General features: G+C 71.2%; 19 protein-coding genes. 11 read left to right on the top strand and 8 right to left on the bottom strand.

What is annotated here, in order from left to right:
- Window positions 1–283 precede the first annotated feature (283 nt).
- The 3 genes from FB157_RS00185 to moaA all read left to right on the top strand — a co-directional run bounded on the left by FB157_RS00185 (window position 284) and on the right by moaA (window position 3,408).
- A complete protein-coding gene (locus FB157_RS00185; RefSeq protein ID WP_145874704.1) occupies window positions 284–640 on the top strand; it encodes a DUF485 domain-containing protein in 357 nt (118 codons plus the stop codon).
- A complete protein-coding gene (locus FB157_RS00180) occupies window positions 637–2,265 on the top strand; it encodes a cation acetate symporter (protein ID WP_145874703.1) in 1,629 nt (542 codons plus the stop codon). Before FB157_RS00185 ends, FB157_RS00180 begins: the two co-directional genes overlap by 4 nt.
- A gap of 153 nt (window positions 2,266–2,418) precedes the next feature.
- Window positions 2,419–3,408 carry a GTP 3',8-cyclase MoaA gene (gene moaA / locus FB157_RS00175; RefSeq protein WP_145874701.1) on the top strand — a complete coding sequence of 330 codons (990 nt, stop codon included), beginning with the start codon at window positions 2,419–2,421 and terminating at the stop codon, window positions 3,406–3,408.
- On the opposite strand, the gene FB157_RS00170 is transcribed toward moaA, so the two are convergent.
- Entirely contained in the window at window positions 3,405–3,623 is a 219-nt protein-coding gene (locus FB157_RS00170; protein WP_145874699.1) for a hypothetical protein, read from the bottom strand. The genes moaA and FB157_RS00170 overlap by 4 nt on opposite strands.
- A 227-nt stretch (window positions 3,624–3,850) precedes the next feature.
- Window positions 3,851–4,207, bottom strand: a complete 357-nt coding sequence (locus FB157_RS00165; protein WP_145874698.1) for a DUF3099 domain-containing protein — start codon at window positions 4,205–4,207, stop codon at window positions 3,851–3,853.
- Between the two features lie 242 nt (window positions 4,208–4,449).
- Here FB157_RS00165 and FB157_RS00160 point away from each other — a divergent pair, with 242 nt between their 5' ends.
- On the top strand, window positions 4,450–4,731 hold the full coding sequence (locus FB157_RS00160; protein ID WP_145874696.1) for a GlsB/YeaQ/YmgE family stress response membrane protein: 282 nt from the start codon (window positions 4,450–4,452) through the stop codon (window positions 4,729–4,731).
- 57 nt (window positions 4,732–4,788) lie between these two features.
- On the opposite strand, the gene tyrS is transcribed toward FB157_RS00160, so the two are convergent.
- The 3 genes from tyrS to FB157_RS00145 are packed head-to-tail and all read right to left on the bottom strand — an operon-like array spanning window position 4,789 to window position 9,028.
- A complete protein-coding gene (gene tyrS, locus FB157_RS00155; RefSeq protein WP_145874694.1) occupies window positions 4,789–6,057 on the bottom strand; it encodes a tyrosine--tRNA ligase in 1,269 nt (422 codons plus the stop codon).
- A gap of 56 nt (window positions 6,058–6,113) precedes the next feature.
- Window positions 6,114–7,508 (bottom strand): metallopeptidase TldD-related protein, encoded by a 1,395-nt coding sequence (locus FB157_RS00150; RefSeq protein WP_145874693.1) that lies wholly within the window; start codon window positions 7,506–7,508, stop codon window positions 6,114–6,116.
- Window positions 7,505–9,028 (bottom strand): TldD/PmbA family protein, encoded by a 1,524-nt coding sequence (locus tag FB157_RS00145; protein ID WP_145874691.1) that lies wholly within the window; start codon window positions 9,026–9,028, stop codon window positions 7,505–7,507. Before FB157_RS00145 ends, FB157_RS00150 begins: the two co-directional genes overlap by 4 nt.
- Before the next feature lie 248 nt (window positions 9,029–9,276).
- Between FB157_RS00145 and fabG the strand changes: the two genes are divergently transcribed.
- The 3 genes from fabG to FB157_RS00130 all read left to right on the top strand — a co-directional run bounded on the left by fabG (window position 9,277) and on the right by FB157_RS00130 (window position 11,261).
- Window positions 9,277–9,981 (top strand): 3-oxoacyl-[acyl-carrier-protein] reductase, encoded by a 705-nt coding sequence (fabG, locus tag FB157_RS00140; RefSeq protein WP_145874689.1) that lies wholly within the window; start codon window positions 9,277–9,279, stop codon window positions 9,979–9,981.
- 5 nt (window positions 9,982–9,986) lie between these two features.
- Window positions 9,987–10,754 (top strand): enoyl-ACP reductase FabI, encoded by a 768-nt coding sequence (gene fabI / locus FB157_RS00135; RefSeq protein WP_145874687.1) that lies wholly within the window; start codon window positions 9,987–9,989, stop codon window positions 10,752–10,754.
- Window positions 10,755–10,910: 156 nt separating this feature from the next.
- Window positions 10,911–11,261 (top strand): hypothetical protein, encoded by a 351-nt coding sequence (locus FB157_RS00130; RefSeq protein WP_145874685.1) that lies wholly within the window; start codon window positions 10,911–10,913, stop codon window positions 11,259–11,261.
- Here the strand turns inward: FB157_RS00130 and FB157_RS00125 are convergent.
- Complete coding sequence (locus tag FB157_RS00125) at window positions 11,239–11,931, bottom strand: FadR/GntR family transcriptional regulator (protein WP_145874683.1); 693 nt, start codon at window positions 11,929–11,931, stop codon at window positions 11,239–11,241. The two genes, FB157_RS00130 and FB157_RS00125, sit on opposite strands and share 23 nt — an antisense overlap.
- An 82-nt stretch (window positions 11,932–12,013) precedes the next feature.
- Between FB157_RS00125 and FB157_RS00120 the strand changes: the two genes are divergently transcribed.
- The 4 genes from FB157_RS00120 to FB157_RS00105 all read left to right on the top strand — a co-directional run bounded on the left by FB157_RS00120 (window position 12,014) and on the right by FB157_RS00105 (window position 14,507).
- Window positions 12,014–13,357 (top strand): CynX/NimT family MFS transporter, encoded by a 1,344-nt coding sequence (locus FB157_RS00120; RefSeq protein ID WP_398945928.1) that lies wholly within the window; start codon window positions 12,014–12,016, stop codon window positions 13,355–13,357.
- A gap of 46 nt (window positions 13,358–13,403) precedes the next feature.
- Entirely contained in the window at window positions 13,404–13,520 is a 117-nt protein-coding gene (locus FB157_RS48165) for an SGM_5486 family transporter-associated protein (RefSeq protein WP_145874680.1), read from the top strand.
- A 183-nt stretch (window positions 13,521–13,703) separates the two neighbouring features.
- Window positions 13,704–13,910, top strand: a complete 207-nt coding sequence (locus FB157_RS00110) for a hypothetical protein (RefSeq protein WP_145874679.1) — start codon at window positions 13,704–13,706, stop codon at window positions 13,908–13,910.
- 78 nt (window positions 13,911–13,988) lie between these two features.
- Complete coding sequence (locus tag FB157_RS00105) at window positions 13,989–14,507, top strand: histidine phosphatase family protein (protein WP_145874677.1); 519 nt, start codon at window positions 13,989–13,991, stop codon at window positions 14,505–14,507.
- Window positions 14,508–14,588: 81 nt separating this feature from the next.
- On the opposite strand, the gene serB is transcribed toward FB157_RS00105, so the two are convergent.
- Window positions 14,589–15,797: a phosphoserine phosphatase SerB gene (gene serB, locus FB157_RS00100; protein ID WP_145874675.1), complete on the bottom strand. Its 1,209-nt coding sequence runs from the start codon at window positions 15,795–15,797 to the stop codon at window positions 14,589–14,591.
- Window positions 15,798–16,017: 220 nt separating this feature from the next.
- Window positions 16,018–17,772 carry a streptophobe family protein gene (locus tag FB157_RS00095; protein ID WP_145874673.1) on the bottom strand — a complete coding sequence of 585 codons (1,755 nt, stop codon included), beginning with the start codon at window positions 17,770–17,772 and terminating at the stop codon, window positions 16,018–16,020.
- Between the last annotated feature and the right edge of the window lie 228 nt (window positions 17,773–18,000).

The raw sequence follows: 18,000 nt of genomic DNA, 5'->3' as shown, positions 1-18,000 counted from the left end.
GATCTCCACATCATCCGGATACAAAACCGCCCGAGACACAAGGTGGTGCTCGGGCAGGTACATGACGGGTGGTGCAGGGCGAAGCTATCTCCCGGAGCTGATCTCCGAAAGGGCCAGGCGGACTTGAACCGCTCCGCGCGTGGCGCCGTGACCGTGGACGGAGGGCCCAGCAGGATCGTGCCCCCGCCGGGATCACTCAAGGGAGTCTTTCGGTGACTCCCTGTAATGTGATCCACGTCCCTGTGAGGTCGGAAAGCGCATGTCCGTGACGCGAGGAGACTCCGTGGCTACCGAGACACCGCCCCCTGCGAAACCCCAAGCCCACCTTCCCTCCACCGAGGAGTTCGCCGAGGTGCAGCAGAGCGCGGAGTTCGGTGAACTGCGCCGCTCCCACCGCTCCTTCGCCTTCCCCCTGACCATCGGCTTCATCACCTGGTACCTGCTGTACGTCCTGCTCTCCAACTATGCGGGCGACTTCATGGGCACCAAGGTGGCCGGCAACGTCAACGTCGCCCTCGTCCTGGGCCTCGCCCAGTTCCTCACCACGTTCCTCATCGCCTGGTGGTACGCGCGGCACGCCGCGGCCCGGCTCGACCCCAAGGCCGAGGCCATCAAGTCCCGGATGGAGGGCGGCGCATGAGCCCCGCACAGCACCACACCCTGCTGGCCGCCGGCGAGGCGAGCGAGCACCGTTCGCTGATCATCACCCTGTTCGCGGTGTTCGTCGCCGCGACCCTCGTCATCACCGTCTGGGCCGGCCGGCAGACCAAGGACGCCGCCGACTTCTACGCCGGCGGCCGTCAGTTCACCGGATTCCAGAACGGCCTCGCCGTCTCCGGCGACTACATGTCCGCCGCGTCCTTCCTCGGCATCGCCGGCGCCATCGCCCTCTTCGGCTACGACGGCTTCCTCTACTCCATCGGCTTCCTCGTCGCCTGGCTCGTCGCCCTGCTCCTGGTCGCCGAACCGCTGCGCAACTCCGGCCGCTACACGATGGGCGACGTCCTGGCCTACCGGATGCGCCAGCGGCCCGTCCGTACCGCCGCGGGCACCTCCACGATCGTCGTCTCGATCTTCTACCTGCTCGCCCAGATGGCCGGCGCCGGCGTCCTGGTCTCGCTGCTCCTCGGCATCACCAGCGACGGCGGCAAGATCGGCATCGTCGCCCTGGTCGGCGTCCTGATGATCGTGTACGTCACCATCGGCGGCATGAAGGGCACCACCTGGGTCCAGATGGTCAAGGCGGTGCTGCTGATCGCGGGCGCCCTGCTGCTCACCTTCCTGGTGCTGCTGAAGTTCCACTTCAACGTCTCGGACCTGCTCGGCAAGGCCGCCGACAACAGCGGCAAGGGCTCCGCGTTCCTCGAGCCCGGCCTGAAGTACGGGGCCACCGGCACCACCAAGCTGGACTTCATCTCGCTCGGCATCGCCCTGGTCCTCGGCACCGCAGGCCTGCCGCACATCCTGATCCGCTTCTACACGGTCCCGACGGCGAAGGCCGCCCGCAAGTCCGTGATCTGGGCGATCGGCCTGATCGGCGCCTTCTACCTGATGACCCTCGCCCTAGGCTTCGGCGCCGCCGCGCTGATCAAACCGGACGAGATCATCGCCTCCAACAAGGCGGGCAACACCGCCGCACCCCTGCTCGCCCTCCACCTCGGGGGAGTGGACTCCAGCTGGGGCGCGATCCTGCTGGCCACCATCTCCGCGGTCGCCTTCGCCACGATCCTCGCGGTCGTCGCCGGTCTGACCCTGGCCTCGTCCTCCTCCTTCGCCCACGACATCTACGCCAACGTCATCAAGAAGGGGCAGGCCACCGAGAAGCAGGAGATCAACGCGGCCCGCTGTGCGACCGTCGGCATCGGTGCCGTCTCGATCGTCCTGGGCGCCCTCTCCCGCGACCTGAACGTCGCCGGCCTGGTCGCCCTCGCCTTCGCGGTCGCCGCCTCCGCCAACCTGCCGACCATCCTCTACAGCCTGTTCTGGAAGCGGTTCACCACCCCGGGAGCCCTGTGGTCGATCTACGGCGGCCTGGTCACCGCGGTCGGCCTGGTGCTGTTCTCGCCGGTGGTGTCCGGCAAGCCGACCTCGATGTTCCCCGACGTGGACTTCCACTGGTTCCCGCTGGAGAACCCCGGCATCATCTCGATCCCCGTCGGCTTCCTGCTGGGCGCCGTGGGCACCCTGCTGTCGAAGGAGGCCCCCGACGCCGGCAAGTACGCGGAGCTGGAGGTGAGGTCCCTGACCGGGACCGGAGCGCACTGAGCTTCGTACGGACGGCCGCGCCGTCCAGGACTGTACGGTCCTACGACGCGGCCGTCCGTACCTCGTAAGATCAGGCCGCTGTCGATGTCGGTCGTCTCACGTAGGCTCTCAACTGACGGAAAATGAGTGCTCCGGACGAGGGAGGGGGCCCACGTGCTCATCGACACCTACGGCCGAGTGGCCACCGACCTGAGGGTCTCGCTGACCGACCGGTGCAATCTGCGCTGTACGTACTGCATGCCCGAGGAAGGCCTGCAGTGGCTCGCCAAGCCCGATCTGCTCACGGACGACGAGATCGTCCGGCTCATCGACATCGCGGTCCGCCTGCTCGGCATCGAGGAGGTCCGCTTCACCGGGGGCGAGCCCCTGCTGCGCCCCGGGCTGGTCGGCATCGTCGAGCGCGTCGCGGACCTCGCCCCGCGCCCCCAGATGTCCCTCACGACGAACGGCATCGGCCTCAGGCGCACCGCCGTCGCCCTGAAGGCGGCGGGCCTGGACCGGGTCAACGTCTCCCTGGACACCCTGCGCCCCGACGTCTTCAAGACCCTCACCCGCCGCGACCGGCACAAGGACGTCCTCGAAGGCCTCGAAGCCGCCCGCGACGCCGGCCTCACCCCGGTCAAGGTCAACACGGTCCTGATGCCGGGCCTGAACGAGGACGAGGCCCCGGACCTGCTGGCCTGGGCGCTGGAGCACGAGTACGAGCTGCGCTTCATCGAGCAGATGCCGCTCGACGCCCAGCACGGCTGGAAGCGCGAGAGCATGGTCACCGCCGGGGACATCCTGGCCTCCCTGCGCACCCGCTTCGACCTCACCCCCGAGGGCGCGGACGAGCGCGGCGCGGCACCGGCGGAGCGCTGGCTGGTGAACGACGGCCCGCAGCGGGTGGGCGTGATCGCCTCGGTCACCCGGCCGTTCTGCGCGGCCTGCGACCGCACCCGCCTCACCGCCGACGGACAGATACGCACCTGCCTGTTCGCCACGGAGGAGACCGACCTGCGAGCGGCCCTGCGCTCCGGCGCCCCCGACGAGGAGATCGCCCGCATCTGGCGACTGGCGATGTGGGGAAAGAAGGCGGGAGCGGGCCTGGACGACCCGACCTTCGTCCAGCCGGACCGGCCCATGTCCGCGATCGGCGGCTAGGACTGCTCTGGGGCTTGCCAGTCCTCGAACTTCACCACGTCCTTGAGGAACCCCCGGACCCCGAGGAACTGCGAAAGATGCTCGCGGTGTTCCTCGCAGGCGAGCCACGTCTTGCGTCGCTCCGGCGTGTGAATCTTCGGGTTGTTCCACGCCAGCACCCACACGGCATCGGCACGGCAGCCCTTGGCGGAGCAGATGGGGGTCTCGTCACTCACAGGTTCGTCACTGGTTCCGTATCACAGAGCCCCCGTAAACAAGGCGACGCCGAGCAGCCACGGGGGGAGCTGCCCGGCGTCGGTCCGTCGCTCCGACGGGGGATGCGGAGCGCGTACGCAGTATGTCACGGGTCACCCGTCGCCCGGCACTGGAACTGCACGATTGATCTGAGCTTTTCTTGAGCTTGGCGTGCGGCCGCCGGCAGCAGCCGTCGCGTCCGCCGTGGTCACGCCCCTTCGGGCCGCTCGGACTCCGCGCGTACCGTCTCCTCCTCCGCGCGCGGCGGCGCGATCATCGGCCGGCTGGGCGCGGCGATGAAGGTCGACGGAAGGTTGGGCGGCCGCTCCCGGCCTGCGTTCGCGATCACCACGGCGACGTAGGGGAGCAGCGCTCCGAGCACCAGCGCCACGACGGCGACGTACCGTTCGACGTTCCACAGCGAGACCGCGAGGATCACGGAGAGGGTGCGGACCGTCATCGAGATGACGTACCGCCGCTGCCGGCCCCGCACGTCCTCGGCCAGCCCGGTCCGGGCGCCGGTGATCCGGAACACCTGGACGCTGCCACCGTGCTGCTTGCGCATCACACTCCACCATCCGCCCGCAGACTCTCCCCGGCCCGCACCTGCGTCCACGCCCGGCGGGGGACCGGATCAGGACACCTCCACGTTACGCCGCGGTCGCACGCCCGACGAGACCGGGTCGCCTCCCCGCCTGCGCGAACGCCCTCGGCCCCGCCGCCGACGGGTGAACCCGACGTGCGCCGTACGGCGCACCGGCCGACACTGACCGTAGTGCTCACGTCGAGCCGTACGAGGAGGCAGCCATGGGCTGGTTGTGGGCGATCATCGTGGGATTCGTACTGGGCCTCATCGCGAAGGCGATCATCCCGGGCAAGCAGCACAGCCCACTCTGGCTGACCACCATCTGCGGCATCCTGGGCGCCATCGCCGGCAACGCGATCGCCGCCGCACTCGGCGTCGCGCAGACCCGCGGCATCGACTGGAGCCGGCACGCCTTCCAGCTCGTCGCCGCGATCATCATCGTCTTCGCCGTGGACAGGCTCTACATGGCGACGCTGGGCAAGAAGAAACAACAGGCCGTCTGACGGCGGACACAGCGGAGGGCGGCCCCCCTCCTCCGAGGGGCCGCCCTCCGGTCCGTCCTAGGCGCCGGTGACCTCCACCGCGGCCAGGTTCTTCTTGCCCCGCCGCAGCACCAGCCAACGCCCGTGCAGCAGGTCCTCCTTGGCGGCCACGGCATCCTCCGCGGTGACCTTCACGTTGTTCACGTAGGCCCCGCCCTCCTTCACGGTCCGCCGAGCGGCGGACTTGCTGGCCACGAGGCCGACCTCGGCGAACAGGTCGACCACCTGGCCCAGCTCGGCGACCTGGACGTGCGGCAGCTCGGACAGCGCCGCCGCCAGCGTCCGCTCGTCCAGCTCCGTCAGCTCGCCCTGGCCGAACAGGGCCTTGGACGCGGCGATCACGGCGGCCGTCTGGTCGGCGCCGTGCACCAGCGTCGTCAGCTCCTCGGCCAGCGCGCGCTGCGCGGCACGGGCCTGCGGACGCTCCTCGGTCTGCTGCTCCAGCTCCTCCAGCTCCGCGCGGGACTTGAAGGACAGGATCCGCATGTACTTCGAGATGTCACGGTCGTCCACGTTCAGCCAGAACTGGTAGAACGCGTACGGCGTCGTCATCTCCGGGTCGAGCCAGACGGCGCCGCCCTCGGTCTTGCCGAACTTGGTGCCGTCCGCCTTGGTCATCAGCGGGGTGGCCAGCGCGTGCGCCTCGGCCTCCGGCTCCAGCCGGTGGATCAGGTCGAGACCTGCCGTGAGGTTGCCCCACTGGTCGCTGCCGCCCTGCTGGAGCGTGCAGCCGTACCGCCGGTACAGCTGCAGGAAGTCCATGCCCTGCAGGATCTGGTAGCTGAACTCGGTGTAGCTGATGCCCTGGTCGGACCCCAGACGGCGGGCCACCGAGTCCTTCGTCAGCATCTTGTTGACGCGGAAGTGCTTGCCGATGTCCCGCAGGAACTCGATCGCGGAGAGGTTCGCGGTCCAGTCGAGGTTGTTCACCATGACCGCCGCGTTCTCGCCCTCGAAGGACAGGAACGGCTCGATCTGGGCGCGCAGCTTGCCCACCCAGCCGGCCACCGTCTCCGGGTCGTTCAGCGTGCGCTCCGCGGTGGGGCGCGGGTCACCGATCAGGCCCGTCGCGCCGCCGACCAGCGCCAGCGGCCGGTGCCCGGCCTGCTGGAGCCGGCGCACGGTGAGCACCTGCACCAGATGCCCCACGTGCAGCGACGGCGCCGTCGGGTCGAAACCGCAATAGAACGTGACGGGACCGTCCGCGAGCGCCTTGCGCAAAGCGTCCTCGTCGGTGGACAGGGCGAACAGCCCACGCCACTTCAGCTCGTCGACGATGTCCGTCACGGTTCTCGTGTCTCCTCGGTGATCCAGGGGCGGTCGGGTGACAGCCGACTACGAGGTTATACGCCCTGGCTGACAGAGCTCATGTTGAAATCGGGGATCCGCAGCGCGGGCATCGCGGCCCGGGTGAAGTAGTCGCCCCACTCCCGCGGCAGCGTCTTCTCCGTACGCCCCGCCTCCGTGGCCCGGCCGAGCAGGCCCACCGGCGACTCGTTGAACCGGAAGTTGTTCACCTGCCCGGTCACCTCGCCGTTCTCCACGAGGTAGACGCCGTCCCGGGTCAGGCCGGTGAGCAGCAGCGTCGCCGGGTCGACCTCGCGGATGTACCACAGGCAGGTCAGCAGCAGGCCCCGCTCGGTGGCCGCGACCATCTCCTCCAGGGGGCGGTCCTGCCCGCCGTCCAGGATCAGGTTCCCGATCGCCGGGGCGACCGGCAGCCCGGTCAGGCCCGCGCTGTGCCGGGTGGTGATCAGGTGCTTGAGCACGCCCCCGCCGATCCACTCGGTGGGGTGCACCGGCAGCCCGTTGTCGAACACGGACTGGTCGCCGCCGGAGGAGTGGGCGACCACGAAGGGCGCGCACTCCAGGCCCGGCTCGTTCGGGTCGCTGCGCAGGCTCAGCGGCAGCTCGCTCAGCTTCTCGTCGACACGGGTGCCGCCGCCCGGCTTCGAGAACACCGTCCGGCCCTCGGCCGCGTCCCGGCCCGAGGCCGACCAGAGCTGGTAGATCAGCAGGTCCGCGACCGCGGTCGGCGGCAGCAGCGTCTCGTACCGGCCGGCGGGCAGCTCCACCCGCCGCTCGGCCCAGCCGAGGCGTACGGCCAGCTCGGCGTCCAGGGCGCCCGGGTCGACGTCCTTGAAGTCCCGCGTGGAGCGGCCCGCCCACGCCGAGCGGGCCCGGTCCGGGGACTTGGCGTTCAGCTCCAGCGTGCCGTTCGGCTGGTCGTGCCGCAGCCGCAGTCCGGTGGAGGTGCCCAGGTACGTCGACACCATCTCGTGGTTCGCGAAGCCGTACAGCTCGCGGCCGCCGGCCCGCGCGCGTGCGAAGGCCTCGCCGAGCGCCGGTGCGAACTCCGCGAAGACGGCCGAGGAGGTCTCGGCGGGCGCGTCCGAGAAGTCCGGGGACTCCTGGACACCGCTGATCAGCGGCTGGGCGTCCTCGGCGGGCCCGGCCCCGCGGGCCGCCGCCTCGGCGGCCCGCACCAGCGGTTCCAGCTCCTCGGCGGTCACCGCCGACCGCGACACGACACCGGAGGCCGTGCCCTCCTTGCCGTCCACGGTCGCGATCACCGTGAGGGTACGGCCGCGGGTCACCCCGTTGGTGGTGAGCGCGTTGCCGGCCCAGCGCAGGTTGGCGGTCGACTCCTCGTCGGCGATGACGACGCAGCCGTCGGCCCGGGACAGCGCGAGGGCCTGCTCGACGACCTCGTGCGGCTTGCTGGTACGGGCGCTCATCGACCGGCCTCCTGCGTGGTGTTCAGAATGTTGACGCCCTTGAAGAGGGCGGAGGGGCAGCCGTGGGACACGGCGGCGACCTGGCCCGGCTGGGCCTTGCCGCAGTTGAAGGCGCCGCCCAGGACGTAGGTCTGCGGGCCGCCCACGGCCGCCATGGACCCCCAGAAGTCGGTGGTCGTGGCCTGGTAGGCGACGTCCTTCAGCTGCCCGGTGATCCGCCCGTTCTCGATCCTGAAGAAGCGCTGCCCGGTGAACTGGAAGTTGTACCGCTGCATGTCGATCGACCAGGACCGGTCGCCGACGACGTAGATGCCCCGGTCGACGCCGCCGATCAGGTCCTCCGTGGACAGCCCGGCGGGATCCGGCTGCAGGGACACGTTGGCCATGCGCTGTACCGGCACGTGCCCGGGGGAGTCGGCGAACGCACAGCCGTTGGACCGCTCGAAACCGGTCAGCTTCGCGATCCTGCGGTCCAGCTGGTAGCCGACGAGCGTGCCGTCCTTCACCAGGTCCCAGGACTGCGCCTCGACGCCCTCGTCGTCGTACCCGACGGTCGCGAGGCCGTGCTCGGCGTTGCGGTCACCGGTGACGTTCATCAGCTCGGAGCCGTACCTCAGCTTGCCGAGCCGGTCGAAGGTGGCGAAGGAGGTGCCGGCGTAGGCGGCCTCGTAGCCGAGCGCGCGGTCCAGCTCGGTGGCGTGCCCGATGGACTCGTGGATGGTCAGCCACAGGTTGGACGGGTCGACCACGAGGTCGTACAGGCCCGACTCCACGCTGGGGGCCCGCATCTTCTCGGCGAGCAGCTCGGGGATCTGCTCCAGCTCGGCGTCCCAGTCCCAGCCGGTCCCGGTCAGGTACTCCCAGCCGCGCCCGACGGGCGGCGCGATCGTCCGCATCGAGTCGAACTCGCCGCTCGACTCGTCGACCGACACGGCCGTCAGCTGCGGATGCAGCCGCACCCGCTGCTGGGTGGTCACGGTGCCCGCGGTGTCGGCATAGAACTTGTTCTCGTGCACGGTGAGCAGCGAGGCGTCCACGTGGTTCACGCCGCGGGCCGCCAGCAGCCGGCTGCTCCACTCCGTCAGCAGCGCCGCCTTCTCCCCGGCGGGCACGGAGAAGGGATCGATCTCGTACGAGGAGATCCACGTCTTCTCGGCATGGACCGGCTCGGCGGCCAGCTCCACCCGCTCGTCCGACCCGGCGGCCTTGATCACCTGCGCGGAGAGCTTCGCCATCGCCACCGCCTGAGAGGCGACCTTGGCGGCCGCGTCCAGGGTCAGGTCCACCCCGGAGGCGAAGCCCCACGTACCGCCGTGCACGACCCGGACCGCGTATCCGAGGTCGGTGGTGTCCGACGATCCCGCGGGCTTGGCGTCCCTGAGCCGCCAGGACGCGCTGCGCACCCGCTCGAACCGGAAGTCCGCATGCTCGGCCCCCAGCGCACGCGCGCGTGCCAGCGCGGCGTCGGCCAGAGCCCTTAGCGGAAGCGCCGTGAAGGCTTCGTCGATGGAATGAGGCACGGAGGTCTCCCTGCTGTCGTGGCCTGTCGGTTCCGATCATGTCGCGGGAGCGGCCCGGCGGACCACATGTTTCGGTCCGGGGCCGGGCCGTTCTGTAGGGACCCGACAGCGTCGCACTCGAGCCACTGTCGGTGCCCGCTTCCCCGCGGGAGCGGCTCGACCGATAGGTTTCGGATGAAGCCGCCTGCCATTGAGCTGTTCGGGCGGGCCGTCCGACCGCATCAGACCGCAAACGAAAGGGTGATCCGTTGAGCCGCTCGGTTCTCGTCACCGGAGGCAACCGGGGCATCGGCCTCGCCATCGCCCGCGCTTTCGCCGACGCCGGCGACAAGGTCGCCATCACGTACCGCTCGGGTGAGCCGCCGGCCGGCTTCCTGGCCGTCAAGTGCGACATCACCGACGCCGAGCAGGTGGAGCAGGCCTACAAGGAGATCGAGGAGCAGCACGGCCCGGTCGAGGTTCTCGTCGCCAACGCCGGCGTCACCAAGGACCAGCTCCTGATGCGCATGTCCGAGGAGGACTTCACCTCGGTCATCGACACCAACCTCACGGGCACCTTCCGCGTCGTCAAGCGGGCCAACCGCGGCATGCTGCGCGCCAAGAAGGGCCGCGTCATACTGATCTCCTCCGTGGTCGGTCTGCTCGGCCAGGCGGGGCAGGCGAACTACGCCGCCTCCAAGGCCGCCATGGTCGGCTTCGCGCGTTCCCTCGCCCGTGAGCTGGGGTCGCGCAACATCACCTTCAACGTCGTCGCGCCCGGCTTCGTCCACACCGACATGACCAAGGCGCTCACCGAGCAGCAGCGCGAGAGCATCGTGACGCAGGTGCCGCTCGGCCGTTACGCGCAGCCGGAGGAGATCGCCGCGACGGTGCGGTTCCTCGCCTCGGACGACGCTTCGTACATCACTGGAGCCGTCATCCCGGTTGACGGCGGACTGGGAATGGGTCACTGATCACCATGAGCGGAATCCTCGAGGGCAAGCGCATCCTGATCACGGGTGTGCTGATGGAGTCCTCCATCGCCTTCCACGTCGCCAAGCTCGCCCAGGAGCAGGGCGCCGAGATCATCCTGACCGCCTTCCCGCGGCCCACGCTGACCGAGCGCATCGCCAAGAAGCTGCCGAAGCCGGCCAAGGTCATCGAGCTGGACGTCACCAACGACGAGCATCTCGCCCGCCTGGCCGACGTGGTCGGCGAGGAGCTGGGCGGCCTCGACGGCATCGTCCACTCCATCGGCTTCGCCCCGCAGGACGCGCTCGGCGGCAACTTCCTCAACACGCCGTTCGAGTCGGTCTCCACCGCCATGCACGTCTCGGCGTTCTCCCTGAAGTCGCTGACCATGGCCTGCCTGCCGCTGATGCAGAACGGCGGCTCGGTCGTCGGCCTCACCTTCGACGCCTCCTTCGCCTGGCCGCAGTACGACTGGATGGGCCCGGCCAAGGCCGCCCTGGAGGCCACCAGCCGCTACATGGCGCGCGACCTGGGCAAGCAGAACATCCGCTGCAACCTCGTCTCGGCGGGCCCGATCGGCTCCATGGCCGCCAAGTCCATCCCGGGCTTCGGCGAGCTGGCCTCCGTGTGGGACAGCCGCTCCCCGCTGGAGTGGGACCTCAAGGACCCGGAGCCGGCCGGCAAGGGTGTCGTCGCGCTGCTGAGCGACTGGTTCCCGAAGACCACCGGCGAGATCGTCCACGTGGACGGCGGTCTGCACGCCATCGGCGCGTGACCTTCGTCTGACGTCGACGCCCCGTTCTCCGCGGTCCGCGGGGGCGGGGCGTCACTCGTTCGGCGTACCCGGCCGGGCGGGACCCGGGGCCGACGGCGCACTCTGGAACGGGTTCACCCCGCGCATCCTCCGCAGCCCGGCCGAGGAGGTCCCCTTGTGCGCCTGTCCCGCAGCCTGGCCCCGCTGACCGTGGCCGTAGCCCTCGTGCTCTCCCTGCCGTACGACGCGCTGCCCCACGCGCGCGCGGCCCACGGCGAGCCGCCCGCGCCGAACCTGTTCGGCGCCGCGTGCCGTACGGCCGTCACCGGCTCGCACGTGGTGGCCTACTGCCACAACCCCTACGTCGACACCGACCGGGTGCGGCTGCACATCGAATGCGCCCGCTGGTGGGACATCGACACCGACAGCGCACCGGTGGACACCGCGGCCGCCATGACCGTGCGGCTGACCGGCCGGTGCTGGAAGGAAGTCGGCTCGGTGTGGATCAGCCACCAGAAGGGGCGCTGAACCTGCCCGGACGGCACAGGAACGGATAACTCGCGGCCTCAGCGGCGGCGGCCTCCGCGTCGCCCGTGCGGATCGCGTCCACCAGCCGGGTGTGGTCCATGTACGTCTCGGGCGTCAGCTCGGCGCCCACGTCCGCGCGCAGCCAGTCCCGCAGCACCTCTCCCAGGTCGGCGTACATGGCCGTCATGACGTCGTTGTGGGAGGCGGCCACCACGGCCAGGTGGAAGGTGGCGTCGGCGGTCACGAACGCCTCGGCCTCGCCGGTCTCCCAGGCCTCCTCGCGCCGGGCCAGCAGTGCGTCCAGCTGCTTGAGGTCCTTCTCGGTGCGCCGCTCGGCCGCCAGCTTGGCCGCCGCCGACTCCAGCGTGGAACGCAGCTCGGCGATGTGCCGGGGCTCGGCGTCCGCGAACCGGCGGTGCATCACGCCGGCCAGCTCGCTGGTCGCCGCGACGTAGGTGCCCGAGCCCTGCCGGATGTCCAGCAGGCCGTTGTGCGCGAGCGCGCGGACGGCCTCGCGGACGGTGTTGCGGGCGACGCCGAGCTGCTCGACCAGCTCGGGCTCGGTCGGGATGCGCGAGCCGACCGGCCACTCGCCGGACGCGATCTGATTGCGCAGCTCGGCGATGACCTGCTCGGACAGCGCCGAACGACGCGGGTTGCTCAGGGGCATGGCACACCTTCGCACGCGAGGCCCGGGCGACTGCGTCCCGGGGATGGACAACCAATCATCCTATGATTCTATGATGGGTTGCATGGCTGGTGAGGAAACCCGGACCGCGGACAACCCGACCGCGCAGACCCCGACCACGGCAACCCGTGCGCAACCGTCGTCGGCCGAACGCGGCACGACCACCGCGGCGGCCACCCGTCGCACGCCCCCCACGCGCGCGTGGGCGACACGGCTGGTCGTCGTCGGCATCGTGCTGTCCGCACTGAACCTCCGGCCGGCCATCACGAGCCTCGGCGCGCTCCTGGAGGAGGTCCGCGACGGCCTCGGCATGAGCGGCGGCGTGGCCGGGCTGCTCACCTCCGTGCCCCCGCTCTGCTTCGCCGTCTTCGGCGTCACCGCACCCCGGCTGGCCCGCCGCTTCGGACCCGCCGCCGTGGTGTGCGCGGGCATGGCCGCCATCACCGCGGGCCTGCTGATACGGCCCTACGCCGGCGGCACGGCCGGTTTCCTGGCCGCCAGCGCACTCACCCTCATGGGCATCGCCGTCAGCAACGTGCTGATGCCGGTCATCGTCAAGCGCTGGTTCCCCGACCGGGTCGGCTCCATGACCGGCCTGTACTCCATGGCCCTCGCCCTCGGCACCTCCGTCGCCGCCGCGGTGACCGTGCCCCTGACCGGCGCCCTGGGCGGCAGCTGGCAGTCCGGACTCGCCGTGTGGGCGGCGCTCGCGGCCGCCGCCGTACTGCCCTGGCTGCCGCTGGTGCGGGAGCGGGGCGCCGAGACCGCCACCGACCGCGCCCACGACCCGGTGCGCGCGGCGCAGGACCAGCCGGCCCCGCTGCGCATCACCCGCAGCCGAACCGCCTGGGCGCTCGCCGTCTTCTTCGGGCTCCAGGCCACCGCCGCCTACATCACGATGGGCTGGATGGCCCAGATCTTCCGCGACTCCGGCGTCCCCGCGGGTACGGCGGGCCTGCTCCTCGCCGTCACCATGGTGATGGGCGTGCCCCTGGCCTTCGTCATCCCGCGGGTGGCCGCCCGGCTGCCCCACCAGGGGCCGATCGTGCTGCTCCTGGGCGTCTGCGGCCTCGTCGGGTACGCCGGTCTGTACTTCGCGCCGGCCGCCGGCGCCTGGGCCTGGGCCGTGCTCCTCGGCATCTCCAACTGTGCCTTCCCACTGGCGCTGACCATGGTCGGCATGCGGGCCAGGACCGGCCCGGGCGTGGTCCAGCTGTCCGCGTTCGCACAGAGCACCGGATACCTGATCTCCATCCCCGGCCCGCTGCTGGTCGGCGTGCTCTACCAGCAGAGCGGCGGCTGGGGGGTGCCGATCGCCCTCATGGCGGCACTGATGCTCCCCCAGATGGCGGTGGGCTTCCTGGCGGGCCGCGACCGCATCGTGGAGGACGAGGCGGCGGCGCGCTGACGACCCCGGCGCACGGGACGCGTACACCGGGTGCGAGACTGGCGGCATGCCAGTGCTCGACCCGAACCCGCAGAACGGCCAGAAGAAGATGCTGATCATCTTCGGCGCGTTCTTCGCCATCTTCGCGATCATCGCCGTCATCGCGACGATCGCCTCACCCTGATCCGGCCCCCCGCCCGAACCGCGACGCGCCCCGATGGTGGGGCTGGCCCCACCATCCCCTAGGGGGTCAGTGTCAGGGGCAAGTGGGTGGCTCACCGGATGGGTTGAGGGCCCCGGACTCCGTAGCTTCGAGATGTGACCGCGCCAGGCGGCCAGGAGCACTCGAGGACCCACGGAGGCGACCATGCCGGCCCGCACGCACACCCGGCCCCACCCGGCGACCACGGGCGGCGTCGACATCCGGCTGCCCTGGTGGGCCCTCGCCCTGCCCGCGCTCGCCTTCGTCGCGCTGCTGACGCTGATACTGAACCCGTCGGACGCCCACGCCGCGACCGGTGATCCGGCGATCACGCAGCTCTTCGCGCGGGTGCAGCAGCTCCTCGCGCGCTGACACGGAGCCTCCGCACGAGGTGAATCCGCATGTCAACTCCCTGCGCCGCATGGCCTGTTTCATGCGAAGCTGGGTGCCATGAGCGTCGCAGAACCCCGCAGGATCGTCCTCTTCCGGCATGCGAAAGCCGACTGGCCCCAGGTGTCCGACCACGACCGCCCGCTCGCCGAGCGGGGCCGCATGGACGCCGCAGTGGCCGGGCGCAGGCTGGCCGACACCGGCATCACCTTCGACCTGGCCCTGTGCTCCACCGCGGTCCGGACCCGTGAGACCTGGAAGCTCGCCGTCCACGAACTCGCGCACCGGCCGAAAACCCACTACGAGGAGCGGGTCTACGAGGCCTCGCCCGGCGAGCTGATCGCCGTGCTCAACGAGATCCCGGACGACGTGCAGAACGTGATCCTGATCGGTCACAACCCGGGCGTGCACGGCCTGGCCGACATCCTAGCGGGCGGCTCCGAGGGCGACGCCCGCGAGCGGATGAACCGCCGCGGCTTCCCCGCCGCGGCCTTCGCACTGCTCTCCTACGACGGCGCCTGGAAGGGCCTGGAGCCGGCCGCTGCCACGCTGACGGACTACTGGGCACCCACCGAGTGACGGCACCCACGGCAGGAGGGCCCGGCACCGTGGCGGTGCCGGGCCCTCCTCACATCCGGTGCGCCATCCGCCCGGGGCGGCTCACTCCTCGTCGTGCGTGTCGGCCGCCTCGACCTCTTCGCGGGTGACGCCCAGCAGATAGAGGACCGTGTCGAGGAAGGGGAAGTTCACCGCCGTGTGCGCGGCCTCGCGGACCACCGGCTTGGCGTTGAAGGCGACCCCGAGACCGGCCGCGTTCAGCATGTCCAGGTCGTTGGCACCGTCTCCGATCGCCACCGTCTGCGACAGCGGCACCCCGGCCTCCGCGGCGAACCGGCGCAGCAGCCGCGCCTTGCCCGCGCGGTCCACGATCTCGCCGGTGACCCGGCCGGTCAGCTTCCCGTCGACGATCTCCAGCGTGTTGGCCTGCGCGAAGTCCAGCCCCAGCCGCTCCTTCAGATCGTCCGTGACCTGGGTGAACCCACCGGAGACGACCCCGACTTGGTAGCCGAGGCGCTTCAGGGTGCGGATGAGCGTGCGCGCGCCCGGCGTCAGCCGTACCTCGTTGCGCACCTTCTCCACCACCGAGGCGTCCAGCCCCTTCAGCAGGGCGACGCGCGCGTGCAGCGACTGCTCGAAGTCCAGCTCACCGCGCATCGCGGCGGCCGTCACCTCGGCGACCTGGTCCTCGCAGCCGGCGTGCGCGGCGAACAGCTCGATGACCTCGTCCTGGATGAGGGTGGAGTCCACGTCCATGACCACCAGCCGCTGGGCGCGCCGGTGCAGGCCCGCCGAGACGACGGCGATGTCGACACCCAGTGCCGCCGCGTCGGACGCCAGGGCCGTGCGCAGCGGCTCGGTCTCCACGCCGGAGACGGCGAACTCCACGGCGGTCACCGGGTACTTGGCGAGGCGGAAGATACGGTCGATGTTGCCGCCGGCCTTGGCGATCCGGGCGGCGATGGCGGCCGTCGACTCGGCGGTGAGGGGGTGACCGAGGACCGTCACCAGGGAGCGCCCGTGACCACGGGGACGGTTGTCGCCGTGCCCCGAGATGATCTCCGCCTGCATCTTCATCGACTCGGCCCAGCTGTGCACGGTGGCCCTCAGGTCGCCCTCCAGGCCCGCCGGTGGCTGGGTGACCAGCACGCACAGCACCAAGCGGCCCCGGGTGACGACCTGCTCGATGTCGACCACGTCGACGAGGTAGGCGGCAAGGGTGTCGAAGAGGCCGGCCGTGATGCCCGGCCTGTCCTTGCCGAAGATCTTGACGAGGAGAGTGGGGACCTCGGAGGTCTGCGAAGCGCTCATGGTGTCACCACCGTATCCGGCACCCAGTGCCTTCTGCCCGTGAGGTCCGCCTGACGGACACGGAACAATGGGTGTCGGGCCGATGTAGAGGATCTTGCCGCCGGACGACGGCGCGCCCGCTGCGCCACCGGCCCACGGCCCGGGCTCTACCACGACTGTGACACGCCCGTGCTCGTCATGGGCGGTACCGGGGCGTCCGCCGCACGGGGCGGCCCCGGGCTCACCTCCTGGGTCTGCCGGGCGGAGGCGGCGGCCCAGGGGGCGGCGGCCCCTCGTCCTCAGGTCCCGGCGCGCGATCGCGCGGGCGCGCGCCGGGACGGCCGCGGGGCGCGGGAGGAAGCGGGCCGAGGGGGCGGGCCACGGTCGGGGCGCCGTACACGTCGTCCCCGCTCGACCGGGGCCGTCCGTCCTCGGGCTCCTTCCGGAACCGCTCCGGCACCTGGAGATAGGGGTTCGTGTCCGGGTTCGGGGGCCGGTACGGCCTGCCCGGCGCGTACGGTCCGGCCCCGTCGCCACGGTCGTACGCAGCGCGCCCGGACGCACCGCCGTACCCCGGATCCCCGCCCCGTGCCCCACTGGGCACCGCACCCCGCCCCGGCCCCACCGCCCGAGCCCCCGCGGCCCCCGCCACCAGGGCGAGCAGCGCGCCGGCCGCCCCGGCCCCCGCACCCCACACAGCGCCCAGGAGCAGCGCCATACCCAGGTGGCTGTGCAGCTCGATGCCCGCGCCGAAGGCGTCGAAGCCCAGCACGGACAGTGAGGCGTCCACCGAGACATCGGCCAGCCAGGCGAGCAGGGGCAGGGCGAGCGCGGTCGCGATGCCGAGCCGCAGGGCGCAGCGGCCGGCGAACCCCGCCGCACCGACCGGTCCGGGCAGCGGCGTCCGTACCGCCGTCAGTACCCCGGCCAGCAGCATCATCAGCGCCGTCGCGACCACGAGCAGCCACACCCGCCCGTCCAGCCCGGCCAGCCGGCCCACCGTGACGGGCTGGTCGGAGTGCGCGCTCAGAAGCTGGTCGAGAGGGTGGGGCAGCACGGTGCGCAGTGCGCCGGTGGCCTTGCCGTCCCACGGGACGAACAGGCCGACCGGGACGCCCAGCCACACCCCGTTCGGGGCGCCCAGCAGGGCCGCGCCCGCGATCCGGCGCGGATGGTCGTCGCCGATCGCCGCGTACACCGCCGCCGCGAGCCCGGCGGCCACGGCCGTCAGCAGCACGGTGACGAGCGCCGACACGACCGGTCGCACGACCCGGTGCACGGCGTCCCAGCCGGGCGGCAGGGGAGTGCGCCGGGAGGCGAGCAGGGCGATCAGCAGGATTCCGGCGGACCAGCAGAGGCCGCCGAGAAGGGTGGGCGCGGTGTCCACGGTGAAACCGACGGCGGCCTTCGCATGGATCAGATCGCCGATCCGGTCGGGCAGCAGCCCGCCGATGTCCCCCAGACCGGGGATGCGCAGGCCGCCCCCCTTGCCGCCCCCGCCGGGCAGCCTGTCCAGACCGAGCGAGCCGCCGTCGATCGTGATGACGTCGTGCCCGGCCCACGCCAGCCCGCCCAGCGTGGCCACGAAGAGGGCGACCACCGCGCCCGCGCGCGCGAGGAGTTCGGACGGCGCGATCACAACTCCCGCCGTGCGCAGGGAGCGTAGGAAGAACCACGACAGCAGCAGGGCGCCGACCAGGCTCACCCCCAGTGGCGTGATCTCGACGGCCGTGTGGGCCTCGGCGCCCTTCAGTCCGAAAGCGGACACATCGCCCGACGGTGAGACCGAACCACCCGCCCCGAGCGCCACAACTGCAGCCGTCATGGGGCCCAGTGAGCCCGCCGCGTCCGCCTGCAGCAGATGCAGTCCGAGCGCGGCCGTGCCGGCCATCCCTATCAACGCCCAGCTGACAGCGGCGATCGCGGACAGCAGGATGTCCGTCCACGGCAGCGAGGTGCCGTGCCGTGCGGTCTCGACGCTCGTGGCAGCGCTCATGGCAGACCCCCCGATCCGCGGCGCGGCACCGGAGCCGCGCGTGTCCCCCTCGCGGGGGATTACCACTCTCCGGCCCGGTTTCAACCCCGTCAACGGGGCGAGTTGAAGCGCGTACGGGCGCCCTCCACAAGGCCCGACTTTCGGTCATGGGGCCCCGCCTGAAATAGTTCCCCACGATGTTCGACATCCCTAGACTCCCTGTGATGGGGGTAACTCGGGGGACAACTC

Source organism: Streptomyces sp. BK340 (assembly GCF_007827595.1).
Lineage (GTDB): Bacteria > Actinomycetota > Actinomycetes > Streptomycetales > Streptomycetaceae > Streptomyces.
The sequence above is the reverse complement of the archived record's forward strand: the minus strand, read 5'-3'. Positions and strand labels throughout refer to the sequence as shown.

Excerpts from the sequence above, each read along its gene's own strand:
- FB157_RS00105 (WP_145874677.1), top strand. The coding sequence starts at position 13,989 with ATGAGCGTCGCAGAACCCCGCAGGATCGTCCTCTTCCGGCATGCGAAA.
- FB157_RS00095 (WP_145874673.1), bottom strand. The coding sequence starts at position 17,772 with ATGAGCGCTGCCACGAGCGTCGAGACCGCACGGCACGGCACCTCGCTG.
- FB157_RS00150 (WP_145874693.1), bottom strand. The coding sequence starts at position 7,508 with ATGAGCGCCCGTACCAGCAAGCCGCACGAGGTCGTCGAGCAGGCCCTC.
- FB157_RS00180 (WP_145874703.1), top strand. The coding sequence starts at position 637 with ATGAGCCCCGCACAGCACCACACCCTGCTGGCCGCCGGCGAGGCGAGC.
- FB157_RS00165 (WP_145874698.1), bottom strand. The coding sequence starts at position 4,207 with ATGCGCAAGCAGCACGGTGGCAGCGTCCAGGTGTTCCGGATCACCGGC.
- FB157_RS00110 (WP_145874679.1), top strand. The coding sequence starts at position 13,704 with ATGCCGGCCCGCACGCACACCCGGCCCCACCCGGCGACCACGGGCGGC.
- FB157_RS00120 (WP_398945928.1), top strand. The coding sequence starts at position 12,014 with ATGGCTGGTGAGGAAACCCGGACCGCGGACAACCCGACCGCGCAGACC.
- fabI (WP_145874687.1), top strand. The coding sequence starts at position 9,987 with ATGAGCGGAATCCTCGAGGGCAAGCGCATCCTGATCACGGGTGTGCTG.
- FB157_RS00125 (WP_145874683.1), bottom strand. The coding sequence starts at position 11,931 with ATGCCCCTGAGCAACCCGCGTCGTTCGGCGCTGTCCGAGCAGGTCATC.
- FB157_RS00160 (WP_145874696.1), top strand. The coding sequence starts at position 4,450 with ATGGGCTGGTTGTGGGCGATCATCGTGGGATTCGTACTGGGCCTCATC.
- serB (WP_145874675.1), bottom strand. The coding sequence starts at position 15,797 with ATGAGCGCTTCGCAGACCTCCGAGGTCCCCACTCTCCTCGTCAAGATC.
- FB157_RS48165 (WP_145874680.1), top strand. The coding sequence starts at position 13,404 with ATGCCAGTGCTCGACCCGAACCCGCAGAACGGCCAGAAGAAGATGCTG.